General features: G+C 41.8%; 17 protein-coding genes. 12 read left to right on the top strand and 5 right to left on the bottom strand.

Going from position 1 to position 16186, the window contains the following annotated elements; all coding sequences use genetic code 11:
- The first annotated feature begins 10 nt into the window (after positions 1-10).
- The 8 genes from T408_RS0100970 to T408_RS0100930 all read left to right on the top strand — a co-directional run bounded on the left by T408_RS0100970 (position 11) and on the right by T408_RS0100930 (position 6533).
- Positions 11-1243 (top strand): phage major capsid protein, encoded by a 1233-nt coding sequence (locus T408_RS0100970; RefSeq protein ID WP_035419682.1) that lies wholly within the window; start codon positions 11-13, stop codon positions 1241-1243.
- A gap of 13 nt (positions 1244-1256) precedes the next feature.
- Positions 1257-1568: a hypothetical protein gene (locus T408_RS0100965; RefSeq protein ID WP_211230816.1), complete on the top strand. Its 312-nt coding sequence runs from the start codon at positions 1257-1259 to the stop codon at positions 1566-1568.
- Between the two features lie 287 nt (positions 1569-1855).
- Positions 1856-2266 (top strand): HNH endonuclease, encoded by a 411-nt coding sequence (locus tag T408_RS10395; RefSeq protein ID WP_051444699.1) that lies wholly within the window; start codon positions 1856-1858, stop codon positions 2264-2266.
- 114 nt (positions 2267-2380) lie between these two features.
- A complete protein-coding gene (locus tag T408_RS0100950) occupies positions 2381-2734 on the top strand; it encodes a hypothetical protein (RefSeq protein ID WP_028118285.1) in 354 nt (117 codons plus the stop codon).
- A 56-nt stretch (positions 2735-2790) separates the two neighbouring features.
- Complete coding sequence (locus T408_RS0100945) at positions 2791-4380, top strand: terminase large subunit (protein ID WP_211230815.1); 1590 nt, start codon at positions 2791-2793, stop codon at positions 4378-4380.
- Between the two features lie 14 nt (positions 4381-4394).
- On the top strand, positions 4395-4766 hold the full coding sequence (locus tag T408_RS0100940) for a phage head closure protein (protein WP_051444698.1): 372 nt from the start codon (positions 4395-4397) through the stop codon (positions 4764-4766).
- Positions 4767-5198: 432 nt separating this feature from the next.
- Positions 5199-6194, top strand: a complete 996-nt coding sequence (locus T408_RS0100935; protein ID WP_028118282.1) for an asparaginase — start codon at positions 5199-5201, stop codon at positions 6192-6194.
- Between the two features lie 18 nt (positions 6195-6212).
- Positions 6213-6533 carry a DUF2628 domain-containing protein gene (locus tag T408_RS0100930; RefSeq protein ID WP_028118281.1) on the top strand — a complete coding sequence of 107 codons (321 nt, stop codon included), beginning with the start codon at positions 6213-6215 and terminating at the stop codon, positions 6531-6533.
- Between the two features lie 104 nt (positions 6534-6637).
- Here the strand turns inward: T408_RS0100930 and T408_RS0100925 are convergent, their stop codons facing one another.
- The 3 genes from T408_RS0100925 to brnQ all read right to left on the bottom strand — a co-directional run bounded on the left by T408_RS0100925 (position 6638) and on the right by brnQ (position 11022).
- Positions 6638-7603, bottom strand: coding sequence for an aromatic acid exporter family protein (locus T408_RS0100925; RefSeq protein ID WP_028118280.1), 966 nt, complete (start codon positions 7601-7603; stop codon positions 6638-6640).
- 101 nt (positions 7604-7704) lie between these two features.
- Positions 7705-9534 carry an FAD-dependent oxidoreductase gene (locus T408_RS0100920; RefSeq protein ID WP_028118279.1) on the bottom strand — a complete coding sequence of 610 codons (1830 nt, stop codon included), beginning with the start codon at positions 9532-9534 and terminating at the stop codon, positions 7705-7707.
- Between the two features lie 153 nt (positions 9535-9687).
- Positions 9688-11022 carry a branched-chain amino acid transport system II carrier protein gene (gene brnQ, locus T408_RS0100915; protein WP_028118278.1) on the bottom strand — a complete coding sequence of 445 codons (1335 nt, stop codon included), beginning with the start codon at positions 11020-11022 and terminating at the stop codon, positions 9688-9690.
- Between the two features lie 197 nt (positions 11023-11219).
- Between brnQ and T408_RS0100910 the strand changes: the two genes are divergently transcribed.
- The gene (locus T408_RS0100910; protein ID WP_028118277.1) at positions 11220-11681 is read left to right on the top strand and encodes a DUF441 domain-containing protein; all 462 of its coding nucleotides are present in this window, start codon (positions 11220-11222) and stop codon (positions 11679-11681) included.
- Positions 11682-11747: 66 nt separating this feature from the next.
- Here T408_RS0100910 and T408_RS0100905 read toward each other — a convergent pair whose 3' ends face one another.
- The gene (locus tag T408_RS0100905) at positions 11748-12506 is read right to left on the bottom strand and encodes an SDR family NAD(P)-dependent oxidoreductase (RefSeq protein ID WP_028118276.1); all 759 of its coding nucleotides are present in this window, start codon (positions 12504-12506) and stop codon (positions 11748-11750) included.
- 10 nt (positions 12507-12516) lie between these two features.
- Positions 12517-12945, bottom strand: coding sequence for a lipocalin-like domain-containing protein (locus T408_RS0100900; protein WP_028118275.1), 429 nt, complete (start codon positions 12943-12945; stop codon positions 12517-12519).
- A gap of 251 nt (positions 12946-13196) precedes the next feature.
- Here T408_RS0100900 and T408_RS0100895 point away from each other — a divergent pair, with 251 nt between their 5' ends.
- From T408_RS0100895 to T408_RS0100885, 3 genes are all read left to right on the top strand, one after another.
- Complete coding sequence (locus tag T408_RS0100895) at positions 13197-14528, top strand: uracil-xanthine permease family protein (protein WP_028118274.1); 1332 nt, start codon at positions 13197-13199, stop codon at positions 14526-14528.
- Between the two features lie 74 nt (positions 14529-14602).
- Positions 14603-15577: a GMP reductase gene (locus tag T408_RS0100890; RefSeq protein ID WP_028118273.1), complete on the top strand. Its 975-nt coding sequence runs from the start codon at positions 14603-14605 to the stop codon at positions 15575-15577.
- 117 nt (positions 15578-15694) lie between these two features.
- On the top strand, positions 15695-16141 hold the full coding sequence (locus tag T408_RS0100885; protein WP_028118272.1) for a hypothetical protein: 447 nt from the start codon (positions 15695-15697) through the stop codon (positions 16139-16141).
- Positions 16142-16186 lie beyond the last annotated feature (45 nt).

Below are 16186 nucleotides of genomic sequence, written 5' to 3'. Positions count from 1 at the left end.
GGAGGAATACATGAAAAATTTTAATAGCATAGCTGACGCATTTAATTATTGGAACAGTCGCTCACTGGAAGATATCGAGGAACGATCTAAACAAATTAGAATCGAAATTGATACGAATCCAGATGCAGATGTAGAAGTACTGAACGTTGAAGTGGAGGGCTTAAAAGAAGCCAAACAAAATAAGAAGCAACTTCAGGAAGATAATAATAAAAAAGAAAAAGAAGAACGGTCTTTGTTCAATCCAATTGTTAAAGGAGATAAAAATATGAATACTTTAGAAACATCGATTTTTGATACGCAAGAATATCGGAGTGGGTTCTTTAAAAACTTATTAAACCATCAATTAACAGCTGAGGAGTCAAAAGCTCTTGAACTAGGACGTGAAGAGACACGTTCCAGTGTATTCAATACGTCATCAGATAACGCTTCAGTGATTCCTACACAGACAATGAATGAGATTGTTAAACATGCCAGAAATCAAGGTGGCTTACTTGCTGAAGCACGCCAATTCAATGTACCAACTAATTTGCGATTACCGGTAGCAAGACCTCTTGAGACTGCACAATGGCATGATGAAGGTGCAGTTGTAGGTGGAGAGAAACTCAATACATCATATGTAGAATTCGAAAATAATGAGTTGATGAAAATATTAAGTATCTCCACTAAATTGAGAAAGACAAGTGTTTCTTCACTTGAATCCTATTTAATCGAAGAAATATCAGCTTCAACCATGGAGGCTCTTAATCAATCTCTAATTCATGGTAATGGTAAACACAAAGGTAAAGGTCTGGAAAGCATTACTTTTAATAAGGGCGAAAATCTTGTTGAGTACAAAGCAGACCTTACTTATAAAGATATCACTGAAGCTATTGCATTAATGAAATCTGGTTATACAAAAGGAGCCAAATTTGCAATGAGTCATTCAACTTTATATAGATCTATCTATTCGCTTGTGGACACATCGAACCGTCCTATCTTTATTGCAGATCCTAAAGGGGAAACCATTGGTAAGATCTTAGGATTTGACATTGTACTTGATGACAATATTGATGATGGAACTATTTACTTTGGTAACTTTAAGTATCTTGGTTTTAACCTAGTTGACGGTTTAGCTATCGAAGTCTCTACTCAATCAAGTTTTGATAGAGGTCTTATTGATTATCGTGCACTTGCCATTGCGGATACACAAGTAATTTTACCTGAAGCGTTCATCAAATTAGCAAAAGCCAATACCGCTTCATAATGGGTGAAGGAATATGCTTAAAGATAATAATATAGAAGATGGTTTCAATCTAATAGATGATACTGAGGCTATGGATATTCTCAGACTCGATACTTACGATGAGAATATCTTAACTCCCATCATACAAGCAATTCCTAGTTATATTGAGACAACAACAGGCATGAGTATTAGTGATCAATTAAAGGAACCATTAGCAAAACAAACTGCTGGCTTACTTCTCCAATTGTGGTATAACCCTGAATCCTATGACGGGTATCGATTAAATCTAACAATCGAATCATTGTTAAAGGCTCTAAAGGCTAAAGCATTTACATACGGTAGTTGATTAAAAACTCATGTACGGATACCAGTTAACCATATAACACTAACGAAGTGAGGACGTCCTTGAATATCTAATTATAAGAACAAGGGATGGAACCAGAGTACCATTCCTTGTTTTTTAATAACTAATGCAATCAATGATGATTAGCAAATGCATATGTCATTACCATTTCAATCAAGACAATGATTACAACATCGAATTGCTGACTATAAGCTTGGATTGTAGACGTGGGGGTGGACAGATGATTGTCCATGTAAACCTAAAAAATTAAAGGGAGAGGATTTCTACACATGGCTAGGGATTTTGCTAAAGGGTTCTATAACAGTAAGGAGTGGCTTACTACTAGAAAACTAGTACTGGAACGTGATCATTATCTGTGTACCATTTGTAAAGAACCAGCAAATCTAGTTCATCATATCATTTGGCTGGATCCAGTTAATATTGATAAGGATGAGATTAGATTAGGTCTATCAAATTTGTGTACAGTGTGTCACTATTGCCACAATCTTATCCATCTTACTGATGAGGTTGGTACTGACAATATGATTTCGTTTGATTCAAATGGTGAAATGATAACTACTGATAGAAAAATCAATCATCAAATACTCAAGCAATTACAAGAACAAAATTATCTTATTTCATCAAATCAAGAAAATTTAGAAGTTGTAACAAGCTCTAAGAGCTCATTTCAGTTAGGTTAATGGATAATTATATGCTAACCCCCGTCACAGGGGGCATATGAATTTTACTCCAAGACCGCATGCCCAGAAACCAACACCTCTAAAAGAAATAAAAAATAGAGAGGGGGTCAAAAATTGACTAAAGAAAAAAGCCTCGCTGAGGCACTATCCAAAACAATTGATAGTCTACCATCTACTAAGAGAATCATTGCTGATGAATTGGTTAAGGAATGTGATTATATTAAAAATCTTTTGAATGAATCACGTCAGCTCATTGAACAAGCAGGTTTGGTGAGTATTTACGAAAACGGTCAGCAAACAAATAGCAGACAGACACCCGAACAAAAAACTTATCAAGATTTAATTAAAATTTACAAATCCATGTTGAAAGATCTAGATAATCTACTCACTGCTAACGAAGTAGAGCCGACAAATGAATTACAATCTTTCATCGAAAGAGGTGAAGTCCTATCATCAACTACATACTAGAGTACGTAGAAGCCATCGATTCAGGTGAAATAGTCACCTCAAAGAGAGTCAGCAAGGTGTACAAATCACTTGCAGAAAGAATTCAAAATTCTACTGATGATGATTACAGATTTAACTTAACTAGAGCCAATCATGCAATAGAATTTATTGAACGATTTTGCAGACACAGCAAGGGGAAGTGGGGCGGACATCCTATTGATTTAATGCTCTTCCAAAAAGCATATATAAGTGCTATTTTTGGTTTTGTTCATAAAGACACAGGACTAAGACAGTACCGTGAAACATTCTTCTTAGTAGCCCGTAAGAATGGAAAAAGCACCTTAGCGAGTGCAATAGCCTTATATATGCTCATTGCTGACGGAGAATCAGGTGCTGAGGTGTATTCAGTTGCTACAAAGAAAGACCAAGCAAAAATAATTTTTAATGAAGCACACGCTATGGTTCAACAAAATGAGCTTATGTCTGAAATCATAAAGAAACGAAAATCTGATCTCTATGTACCTACAAGCTTCAGTAAGTTCGAGGCATTAGGGAAAAATAGTGATACCTTAGATGGATTAAATGCTCATCTAGTTGTCCTTGATGAATTCCATGCTTATAAGGATCGTAATCTCTATGAGGTAATGAAGCAATCTATTTCCAGTCGTGAACAACCGCTTTTACTCATGATCACAACTGCTGGAGATGTCAGAGAAAATATATTTGACGAGGTCTATAACTATGCATGTAATGTAGCTGATGGGTTAATTGATGATGAAAATTTTTTAGCAATATTATATGAATTGGATGATCGTTCCGAATGGAAGAATCCAGAAAATTGGATGAAAGCTAATCCTGCATTGGGAGTGATTAAAAAGTTAGACTATATAGAAGGTGAAGTGGAACGAAGTAAGAAAAGCCCTACCTATCTGAGGGGAATGTTAATTAAAGACTTTAATATCCTAGAGAATGTAAGTGGTACATGGTTAACTTATGAAATGATCCAAAACAAATCAAAGAACGATCTGAAGAATTGGAAGGGACATTATGCTATCGGAGGAGCGGATTTGGCCTCTGTAAGTGACTTAACGTGTGCTACAGTGTTAACCATGAATAAGTTAACCGAAGAAAGATTCGTTCAGCAAATGTATTGGCTACCTGAAGCTAGCTTAGAGAACCGTAGTCAAGAAGAAAGGCAACTGCTGAAAACATGGGCTGATCAAGGGCTACTAAAGTTAGTCGAAGGAAATAAAATTAATTATTCAGTTGTCACAGATTGGTTTATAAGTCTTGTAAAGAATTTTGGTATTACGATACCTTGGATTTATTACGATCCATGGAATTCCCAATATTGGGCAGATGAAATGACCAGTGCTGGATTTAACATGATTGAATGTCGTCAAGGGTATCGAACGCTATCAACACCAATGAAAAATCTCGAAGCAGATCTTGAAGCCAAAAGAATCAATTATAATGATAACAACTTACTAAAATGGTGCTTATCAAATACAACTGTAAAGGCAGATGTTAACGGTAATATCATGCCACAAAAGGGCATCAGTAGAACTAAAAGAATTGACGGGACAGCAAGTTTACTTGATACATATGTTGGTCTGTACGAGCACTACAACGAATTCAGGAATGTTCAGCCTAGTAATAAATTATAAAAAGGAGGAGTTTCATGGTAAGAATCAACGATAGATTATTTAGTGTAAATAGACCAAGGCATGCCATCAAAGAGAAGAAAATTGACCTGTTTGAGAAGGTTAATACTATCGATATCAAATCAGGTCAGATGAAGGGAACGTGGAAAAGAAAAGCTTCTAACCTTTGGGCTTACTACCGACAAATGACAGCAACGGAGAGTGTGATCTCAGGGAGTATGAATTATCTTACTACCCACATGTTTGTTATCAACTATAGAGATGATGTAGATGTTAATATGAGAATTAGATATAATGGAGTTATGTACGATATTAAAGCGATCGATTTGTTCGAGGATAGAAAACAAGACTTATTGATCCTTGCTGAACGTCATCATGACGTGAAATGAATCTCCATAATCTAATTATCAACCAGCATAGGAGTGTGTGGGAATAACTTGGTAGCCAATTTGGTAGCCATGGTCTCTCAAATGGCTTTGTTAAGCTTAATATTGGAGACCCCTCATCTCCATATAGTAATTAAACAAAGCTCCTTATCATGTTTGATAGGGAGCTTTTTCTTATGACGCGACCCATTATTCGCTGATGATACCAATCTGACATACTAGTTGATTGTCCAAAACATATTAATTAATTACTTAATTTCAGACTTTAGTCCCAAGTTTTAAGCTCAATATCATGTTATATTATTGGTAGATTATGCAAAGGATACTATCCTTTTGAGCTAGCCCTTTGTGGCTAGCTTTTTCTTTTGGGTCGATTTATTAGCAGAAATTATATACAATGGGAGAAGATAATTATTAGTTTGAAAGAGTGGGATTATGAAGAAAATAGCTTTTTTATCGACGGGTGGTACCATTGCCATGCAAGAAGAGGCGAGTGGACTTGCTACCAATCAATTAACCAGCAAAGATCTATTAGCGAAAGCTAATCTGCATGACCAGGAAATTGAGTTTCTCGAGATTGACTACAAGAATATTGCCAGTCCGCATGTTTTACCGGTGAATGTGATTGAAATAAAGGAATTAATCGAAGAAGCTTACCGGGTGCATGGAATTGATGGGGCTGTGATCACTCACGGGACAGATACCTTACAAGAAACGGCTTATTTGTTGGATATCACGATGGATCTAGACATTCCGGTGGTAGTTACAGGTGCCCAGCGTAATTCTTCACTCCCATCGTCAGACGTCGCAGCCAATATTATTGATTCAGTGCTAGTAGCAGCCAGTCCGGCCGCCAAAGGATTAGGAGTTCTTGTTGTCTTTGCTTCAGATATTATCCCCGGACGAGAAGCGGTTAAGACACATACATCTAGGGTAGATACCTTTAAGGCACCTGAATTTGGTCCGATTGGAACGGTCTCTAATAATCGGGTCATTATCCAGAGAAAGCCATTACTTAGAGACCACTATCATGTGGGGAAGGATTTTGCTAAGCAGGATGTTTGTATTATTCCGACTTACCAAGGACAGGATGCTAGACCCTTCTACCATGCCATCCAAGACCAGGTCTCAGGTATAATTATTGAAGGGGTTGGAGCGGGCCATGTGACTGAAAGGATGGTCGAAGGAGTGGAAGCGGCTCTGGAAGCTGGTATTGTACTAGTGATAGGTTCGCGGGTTGGACATGGTCGATTGTTTGAGAGTACCTATGGCTATTACGGTTCTGAGAGTCACCTTAGACAATTAGGCGTGATCCTGGGTGAGGACTTATCTGCTGATAAATTACGACTTAAGTTAATGGTCTTATTATCGAATCAATTAAGTTATGAGCAAATTCGAGAAGAGTTTGAAAAGGACCACTACCGGTCTTAAAAGGCAAGGAGGAAATTTATGATTACAGTTGCAGATGCGATGGGAAATATGAAATCCATCAAATTGGGTATTTCTTGGACTACTTTGTTTTTTGGCTTTTGGGTGCCGCTCTTTAGAAGAGATTGGAAATGGTTCTTTTTAATGATTATTATTAATATTATCTTGGGTGAGATTAGTCATGGATTCTACGATGATGGCGCTAGTCGTCTGCTTGGGAATCTAGCTAATATCTTGTGGGCACTCTATTACAATCGGCTCTATGCCAAGGATCTCTACAAAGACGGTTACCGCGGGGTCACTCCGGAAGCTAATTGGGCCTTGGAAGAATATATTGCTTAACATAATTTATCCGATTAGATAATTGCGATTTTGCTAATCGGACAGAGTTAAATCTCCTTGATGAAGTGGGTTTTACCAGGCTTCATCAAGGAGATTTTTATGTTTTATTTATGGCCAAATTCGCGGTAGAAGTCATATTTAACTTCAAGAAAGCGCTCAAAAGTTAATAAGAGCTGGTAGAGTACGGCTCTGGTCTCAAATTCTTGCCGATTGGTTGGCAACTGACTTTGACGGAAGATATCAAAGAGCTTGGCAATATTTTCAAGGAGCTGACTGCCAGTGTTGGAGGCATCTAATTCTGCCGATGTTTGAACAAAGATAGCTGATAGGGTGCGGTTGTGCTTGATATTCAAGTGGATGTGGGGAAGGGCTTGGGCCATTTGGGTCAAGAGTTGGTATTGCTCTTGACGCATCCTCGTATATTCCAAGTAGTATGCTTGCTTATTAAAGACCTGATTACTGTAGTCTAAGAGGCTAATGGATTCAAAATCACTTAATAAGTCGCCTAATTTGGTTAATTCGGGCTTGATTTGCTCAGTGATCTGGGTGTCTTGTTGGTTCAAGAAGTGGGCCATCATGGCTAGGATTTTGCGCATTTGCGATTCAATAGCCAGTCTGGCTTGTTCAAGGGGTTGTTGGTGGGAAGGCATCCAGAGATTGAGAATCAGAGCAACCCCAACGCCGATGACCATTAACAAGAAGCCATTCACTTGCCACTGCCAATTCCAAGTTCCAGCAGACAGGAAATGGGTGACAAGGACAGTGACCGGAGCGATTACTGATTGGGAGTGTGTCAGATAAGCTAGGGGTACAAATAGACACAAGTAAGCGCCTAAGGCCCAGACGTTAAAGCCGATCAAGTTGAAGCTTAATCCGGCAATAGCAAAGGCTAGAAAAGTAGCGACAAAGTAGGCACCGGCCTTAGATAAGGTTTCCTGACGGCTATCTAGGATGGTTAAGATACCGATGACGCCAGCAGCACTAGTATTTTGAAGTTGCAGACTTTGAGCGATCAGGATCGCAATCACAGTCACAAGCACTAATTTAATGGTTCGTTGCCAAATTGGCATAGTATCCCTCCCTCTTTGTTTATTTATTATATCATGGGCTTTCTACTTCTTGAACAAGAAAATAAAAAGGACACCAGAGACCTGATGTCCTTGAGATCAATTTAGTTAGTGGTTTGTCCTAACTTTTGGCCGGCCTTACGTCCTTGGTGAATAATGCCAGCAATAGCTGTTCCACTTCCTGGATAGTAAGATCCGATCCAGCCTCCAGCAGCTAGTCCTGCAGCGTAAAGACCTGGAATGACCTGACCAGTCTGGGTGAGAACTTGAGAGTCCGTATTAATCTTTAAGCCTCCTAGAGAGCCTAGGTTAGTGGCGCTGTTAGCCCGGGCATAGAAAGGTGCTTCCAATGGTTCCACCCCTTGAATTCGGCCGTAAGCCAGATCTTGTCCTTGCTTGGCCTGGCTGTTCCATTGATCGATAGTATTCTTCAAGGTAACGTGAGGAACCTTGATCAGATCAGCAAGTTCTTCAAGGGTCTCAGCCTTTAGAATTTGTCCGGCCTCTACTTGACTGGCTAAGGTCTCACTAGTCCAAGGTGAACCGGGTGCTTGGATGGATGAATCAGCGAAGATCATGTAGGTAGGGTGGAAGTGCTTTTTCTCTTCTTGGAAGATGGCCCGGAATTGGTAGGCATAAGTAGCATCTTCACAAACAAAGCGTTGACCGGCACCATTAACCATGATCATCGGTATGGTTGGAATCTGATTATTAGTGGCATTACCCGTTCCGCCATCAAAGTCGATACAACCACCAAATCCACTGACACCCGCGCCAGCTTCAAGACCCATTAAGATTCCGTCCCCGGTGTTGGTTGAAGCAGCTAGAACGGTATTGTAGAGGAGGTCTTGATAGTGTTGCGGGCTCAAGTCTCTGGCTAAGGCAGGGTTGTGGTCAATCGAAGCTGTTGCTAGGACCACTCCGTCGCGGGCTTGGTAAGTCTTCTTGTCATCCAAGTGTTTAAAGGAGACGCCGTGAACTTGGCTGGTTTTCAAGTCTTGCACCAAGCTGACAACTTCAGCATCATATAGGATTTCTGCACCAGCATTTTGCGCAGCCTTTAAGAGCGTTTGAGTGAGGTGGGTTCCTTGACCACCAGCACCGCCACCCTTATATTGGTGAATCCGGTCTGCATGAAGGTCTTCAGGTACGGTTGGGATGTGACTATGTCCATAGAGCGTATCCCACTCTAGCCCCATATCAGCTAGCCACTCGATATTATTAGGGGATCCTTGAGCCAGATCTCTAACTAGGGCTTCATCTAAGAGCCCGTCACCAGCTCGTAACCAGAGGTCTGCGTGCTTATCAGGTGTGTCGTCTTTATAATCAGTAAGTTCTTTTTGGTAGCGGGTGCCAGCTGCTTGAATAACGCCACCTGAACAATTGGTGGTTCCTCCGGGTATACCGGCTTTTTCTAAGATTAATACCTCTTTACCGGCACGAGCTGCTTCAACGGCAGCCGATAATCCGGCTCCACCGGACCCGACCACAATGACATCCACTGCCCTTTCAAAGTCAGCATCTTCTACAGGAATTATCGCTTCAACGTGAGAGGTATTAACAGTCTTGTCTTGTGGACTTTGGGAGGCACTTGAAGTGACGTCCACTTGAGAAGACTCTGGATCCTCCAAGGCATAGTCGGGATCACTAGCTTCTGCTTGGCTAATATGACCTTGGTAGGCAGCGTATGCCTTCTTGCTTGCTGTTAGATAAGCTTGAGAGGAGAAGGTAGCTCCAGTGACTGCATCTATTTCATCAAGGCTTGCTTGGCCTTGATTCAGTTCCTGGGTCAATCGATCAATGGCTAAGCCTCCAATCAAGGCTGAATCCTGATAGGAAGCCTCTACAGCTTGAATTTGCCCCTGGTCATCGATAGTGATATGACTGACAACCTCACCATGGAATCCATTCGCCTTACCCTGATAACTAGACATCGAAATCATCCTTTCTTAATTGTGAATATTATTACTAAGTTAAGTATAATTCTCTTGGTAAACGCTGTCAAACACCCGACAGATTCCCCCAAACAAAAATCTCCCCGCTAGCTGTCACTGGGACTCAGCAGGGAGAAGGATTGATCGATTAACTTAAGCTTGGTGAAAGCTTTGATAGGCAACACCCAAGACTAGGCCAAAGATAGCTGGAAGTAGCCAACCAAACCCTTGTTGGAAAAAGGGGAGCCAACTTTCTCCCCAAGCGATTAAGGCTTGCGCCCAGGTCTGACCTTGAATAAGGGTCGGACTAGCAGCCACTGCATCAATGAAGGCAGCCAAACCAGTAACAGCCAGACAGATTTGATAGAGTGACTGGCCTTGAAGGGAGGCAGGTAGAAAGGTCAAAAACACCAGAACAATCGCCAAGGGATATAAGAACATTAAGACTGGTAGCGAAAGCTGGATAATGGCTTCTAGGCCAATATTAGCAATAAGTAGCGAAAGGGCAGAGGCGATAATGGCCCAATTCTTCTGCGAAATTCCTAAAGGAAGTTGGCTGAAGGTCTCAGATAAGGCAACAACTAGGCCAACCGCAGTCTTCAAGCAAGCTATAACCATCATCAAGGTCAGTAGAATTTGACCGGGTGTTTGGAAATAGTACTGGGTAATCTGAGAAAGGGCTCGGCCTCCATTGCTAGCTACCGGTAGATAGTTCAAGCTATGACTCCCAGTTAGGGCAAGAAATAAATAGATCAAGGCCATCAAGATCAAAGTCATTGACCCACTGTAGAGCACTTCACGGGCGATCTTATTTTGCTCTTGGATACCAAAACTTCGAATGGTTTGGATAACAATCACACCAAAGGCTAAGCCAGCTAGGCTGTCCATAGTATTGTAGCCTTCAAGGAGACCAGTAGTAAAGGCGTTGTGTTGATAAGAACCCACTGGAAAGAAATGCCCAGATTGAGGGTCCAACCAACTACGGATCAAGATAATGGCTAATAAGAATAGGAAGGTGGGCGTCAAATATTTACCCACCCAGTCCATGATCTTGGATGGCTTCAAGGATAAAGTCAAAACCCCCGCAAAGAAAAGCAAACTATAGATAAAAAGCGCAAGATTTGGGTTCACTTCAGCTGGTAAGAGTCCTGCCAAGCCTACCTCATAGGAGACCGTAGCTAATCTAGGAGTAGCAAATAGGGGACCAATGGTTAAATACAAGGCCACTGTAAAAAAGTAAGCAAAGCCCCGTCCCGCTCGACCGGCCAGCTCCATGGCGGTTCCAGCTCCGCTTCGTCCCATAGCGACAATGGCTAATAAGGGAAGTCCCACCGCTGTGATATTAAAGCCTAGAACTGCAGGTCCTACTTGGCTAGCGGCATTCTGTCCTAGAAAGACCGGAAAAATAATATTACCCGCTCCAAAAAATAAGCCAAACAGCATCAGGGCTGTCACGAGCCGTTGTTGGAAACTTAATTTTTCATTCATAAAGTTCCGCCTCCTTTGTGCGTCTGTTCGATTATACTACTTTAGCTCCTTATAAAGGCTCAACTGAAAGGATTATCATTAAATCATTAGACTATCCTTTTAATTTTTAGCTGAATCTCATAATTTTTGAAAACTTTCAATAAAGAGCTGATTTTATGGTAAAATAGACCGCAGTTAGAAAGGAGGAGAGACGGATGATTGAACGCTGGTTATTACTTGCAGCTATCTTTGGTATTGGTTTTGTAGCTCACAATACAAGCTTAATGATTGCCACCGGCTTCGTGATGCTATTATTAGCAATTCCCCAAGGGCAAGTAATCATGCCTTATCTCAACAAAAAAGGAATCTCATTCGGGGTGACCATCATTACCATTAGTATTCTGATTCCAATCGCAACTGGTCAAATAGGGTGGAAAGACTTAGTAGATGCCTTCAAATCACCCTTGGGATGGTTGGGGATCCTCTGTGGCATACTGGTTGCTATTCTTTCGGCTAGGGGAGTCTCTTTAATCAATGAGAGTCCCATGGTGACCATCGCCTTGACCTTAGGAACGATTATTGGAGTTGTCTTCTTTAAAGGAATTGCTGCTGGTCCCATTATTGCTGCTGGAATTACCTATGTCTTGATGCAGGGAGTCCACTTTCTACTCCCTCAATAAAAAAGAACCCCTAACAATCAAATAAAGAATTGTTAGGGATTCCCTTGTTAATTACAGCTGACTTGCTTATTCGCCTCCAGTAATACCGATGGATTCACCAGTGATCTTAGCTGCCCCATCGGAAGCTAGGAAGACGGCTAAGGCACCAATTTCTTCAGGCTCGATGAGTTGCTTCATCCATTGAGCTCCTAAGATATGCGTTTCAAGAGCTTCTTGTTTGGATGTTCCGTCCTTATCGGCAAGATCGCCAAGTTGGTTTTGGATAAGGTCAGTATTAGTTGCTCCTGGAAGAATGCAGTTGGCGGTGATACCCTTTTGAGCATTCTCCATGGCTACGGTAGCTGTAAAGCCAATCTGACCATATTTGCTGGCGACATAAGCAGACTTATATTTGTCAGGACGGCGACCATGGCCGGATGAAATGGTGATCACTCGGCCCCATTCCGCAGCTTGCATGTCTGGTAGACAATACTTAGTCATCAGGAAGGTTCCAGTCAAGATAGTGCCAATGACTTGGTCCCAATCTTCAAGTGGGAAATCTTCCACTGAATGAATTCGTTGAAGCCCCGCATTATTAACGAGTACATCAACGGTTCCTAATTGATCGTGGATGGCTTCTAGGGTCTCTTGGACACTGGATTCGACTTGTATATCACAAGCGAAGCCATAAATATTATCATGGGTTTCACTGGCTTGGTCTAATTTTTCTTGGGTCCGGCCTAGAATGGCTACCTTATCACCATTCTCAGCAAAGGCTTGAGCGATAGCTAGACCAATTCCTGAGCCACCACCTGTTACTACGACGACACGATTTGTATTTGCCATTATATCCTCCTTATCCTTGGTAGGGTTCGACTCGTTGCCACTTGAGTTGATCTTCGGGTTTGAGCCCATTGTAGATGGATAGGATATCCCCATCAATCTGCCCGATGCGCGGCTGGCTCTGTCCTTGCCATGTCGGGTTCATGCTGACATCCATGTAGTGGGTGACTTGATTCTTAGCTTCATCCACTTCAAAGCGTCCACTATAGGCTAAGTAACCGTGAGCAGCTGCAGCCATCTCTTCTTGACTTCCTGTGTGGATATCACCGGATTCATAGGCTGGTCTGCCTTGCTTTTGCAATTGGGCTGACATGTAACCGTCTGGGTTATACATGATGAAACCCGTCGCATCTTCTCCGAAAGGATAGACGATCTGGCCATCTTCTTCCGTCTGATAGGAAACGAGGCGCCAAGTTCCAATTAATTTGTCTCTAAGTGACATGAGATTCCTCCTTTAATAATCATCATTAAAATTTAATGTGTAAACTTATTATAGGTCCAATCTAACAGCCATTCAAGAATCCTGCTTGATAGGCGCAAAAACCTTGATACAAGAGGTTTTATAATCTCAGCAGTAAAAAGACGAACATTCGCCAGATTAAAATCACTAAAGTTCATTTAATTGGTTGCAAATAAAAATAGGTTGCTTATACTAGATTTTGTTGCAGAAAGTTATCGTCTAAAGGGGGACTTATGGAAGCAAAACAAACAGGTATACAACTTAGATATCATGTCGAGGATCGGCCAAAGGTCGGCGAATCCTTGTTACTTGGATTACAAAATGTGATCACAGCCTTTGGTGGCTTGGTCGCTGTCCCAATTATCATTGCTGGAATGGCAGGGTCTGATGTTCAAGAAACAGCCTATCTAATCTCAGCAGCACTCTTTGTCTCAGGACTGGTCTCAATTATCCAATCTGTGGGTATCGGACCTAAATGGTTCAGAGTGGGGGTAGGGCTTCCGACCATTATGGGGACAGACTTTGCCTTTATTGGACCTGCCTATAGTGTTATTGCCTTAGGCGGTTTACCGGCCTATTTCGGTGGAACCATGTTGGCCTCCTTGTTGGAAGTTGTCATGAGCTACTTCATCAAACCACTGATGAAGTTCTTTCCACCCGTTGTTACGGGTTCGGTGATTACCTTGATGGGTGCGACCTTGATGTCAGCAGCCATGGATTGGGCTGCCGGTGGGGCAGGATCTGCCGATTACGGTGCTCCCTTGAACCTCTTAATCTCGGTAGCAGTTCTGATCTTAGTGGTCTTAATTAACCATTATGCACCGGGTCACATCTCAAGTTATGCGATCTTGATTGGTATGGGGATTGGCTACTTAGTCTGTATTCCAATGGGCTTGGTTGACTTGGGTCAGATAGCCCGGGCGCCATGGTTAGCTGCCCCAAGCTTCAACCGAATTGGGATTGACTTTGATTGGCGCTATGCCTTACCATTCCTATCGGGTTACCTAGTGACGGTCATCGAGACCGTTGGGGTTGTCCAAACTCTAAGCCAAGTCACTCAAGAAGAAGTTAGTGACGAAGATATTGCTGCGGGTGTCCGTGCGGATGGTGTGGGGTCAATGATTGCGCCTCTATTCGGATCCGGCCCAGCAGCTACCTTCTCGCAAAATGCGGGCTTGATTCCCCTTACTCGAAACGCTTCAAGACAAGTGGCTGTCTATGCTGGAGCAATTATGATTGCACTTAGTTTGAGTCCTAAACTAGCAACCATTATCTCTGTAATGCCACTTCCTGTACTGGGTGGGGCAGGGATCCTAATGTTTGGAACGGTTGCTGCTTCTGGTATTCAGTCACTTAGTGAGATTCACTTCGATACGCGTAACTTAATTATTACAGCTGCATCGATTGGTATTGGTCTAGGTGTTGCCTTCCGACCAGAGATTACCGCCCAATTACCAAGCTTCCTGGCTGGTTTATTCTCATCAGGAATCTCAGCTGGAACTATTGTAGCTTTAATCTTAAATATTATTCTAAAGGAAACACCCGAGCAAGATTTTGCTCACTAATTATATTTGACAAAGGGTACATGAAAATTGTGCCCTTTGACTATGCAAAAAGATAAACTAAAGGAGAATTCGTCATGTTAGAAACAAGTTTTGATTATGAACAGGTGCAACTCATTCCCAATAAGTGTATTGTTAAGAGTCGGAGTGAGTGTAATACAGAAATTAAGTTCGGTCCCCGTACCTTCAAGATTCCAGTGGTACCTGCCAACATGCAGACCGTCTTGAATGAAGAACTTGCTGAGAAGTTAGCAAGCGAGGGTTACTTTTATATCATGCACCGCTTCCAACCGGAAAAGCGTCTAGACTTCGTCAAGCACATGCTTGATAAAGGTCTCTATGCTTCGATTAGTGTGGGAATCAAGGAAGAAGAATATGACTTTGTCGATGAATTAAAGGCTAGTGGCTTGAAGTGCGAGTACATTACTATTGATGTAGCACACGGTCATTCCAACCAAGTGATCGAGATGATCAAGTATATCAAGCAAGCACTGCCAGATACCTTCTTAATTGCTGGTAATATCGCAACTCCTGAAGCGGTCCGTGACTTGGAGAATGCAGGGGCGGATGCAACTAAGGTTGGGGTTGGACCCGGTCGAGTATGTATTACTAAGGTTAAGACAGGCTTTGGTACAGCCGGTTGGCAGCTACAAGCTGTTCGCTTGTGTCATAAGACAGCTCGTAAACCTATTATTGCTGATGGGGGTATTCGCACTCATGGAGATATTGCTAAGAGCTACCGGTTTGGTGCTGATATGGTCATGATTGGTTCACTTCTAGCAGCTCACCAGGAATCACCTGGAGCGACTGTGGAAGAAGATGGTGTGGTCTATCAAGAATACTTTGGATCAGCTTCTCAATTCCAAAAAGGTGAATACAAGAACGTCGAAGGTAAGCGAATCTTGATCGAAAGTCGCGGATCCATCTTCGATACCCTCAAGGAAATGGAAGAAGACTTACAAAGTTCCATCTCTTACGCGGGTGGACGTGACCTTGAAGCCATTCGAACCGTTGACTACAAGATTATCCCAACCATCTATAACGGAGATTAATCCGTACATTGTCTGATCTTTACACAATCTTTACAATAATTCACTCGACATTTCCCTTGCTAGAAGGTATTCTATTAATAGAATCTAATTCTATTCTAATAAGTAAGGAGCTTGTAGATGGCCAAGTATGATTACCAGATGGCTTTAGATATGGCCATTCAATATTGCGAGTATATGGACATTCATTTGCATCAATTGATGAATCATCTCGACCACCAATGGATGATTCAAGATGAGATGAGAGCAGGTAGACAGACTCAGACTTATATGCTGGACTTACTTCATATTGAGATTAAGGCTGGCTTCAAGGATCTCTATACTCAGAGAGAACGATTAGAAGAACTTCTCCATGTAGTCAGAGAACACCAGTCAGACGTTCTAGGTAAGGAATTGTTCCAAGCGGTCATCTATCTCTATTGGGATAATTACTTTGATTACCGATTGGATTATGACACACCAGAACTAGTAGAAGTGATCGAAGACTTTTATATCCGCTTGACTCATATGGCGAATCTATTAGACCAAGAGTACCAACGCGTCAGACGCATTCAACCGAATGAGTGACTAATTATTAAATACGATGACAGAAAGCTACAAAGTCGAACATTT

It is taken from the genome of Hutsoniella sourekii ATCC 700629, assembly GCF_000518205.1.
GTDB lineage: Bacteria > Bacillota > Bacilli > Lactobacillales > Aerococcaceae > Hutsoniella > Hutsoniella sourekii.
This window is presented reverse-complemented; position numbering and strand designations above follow the sequence as displayed.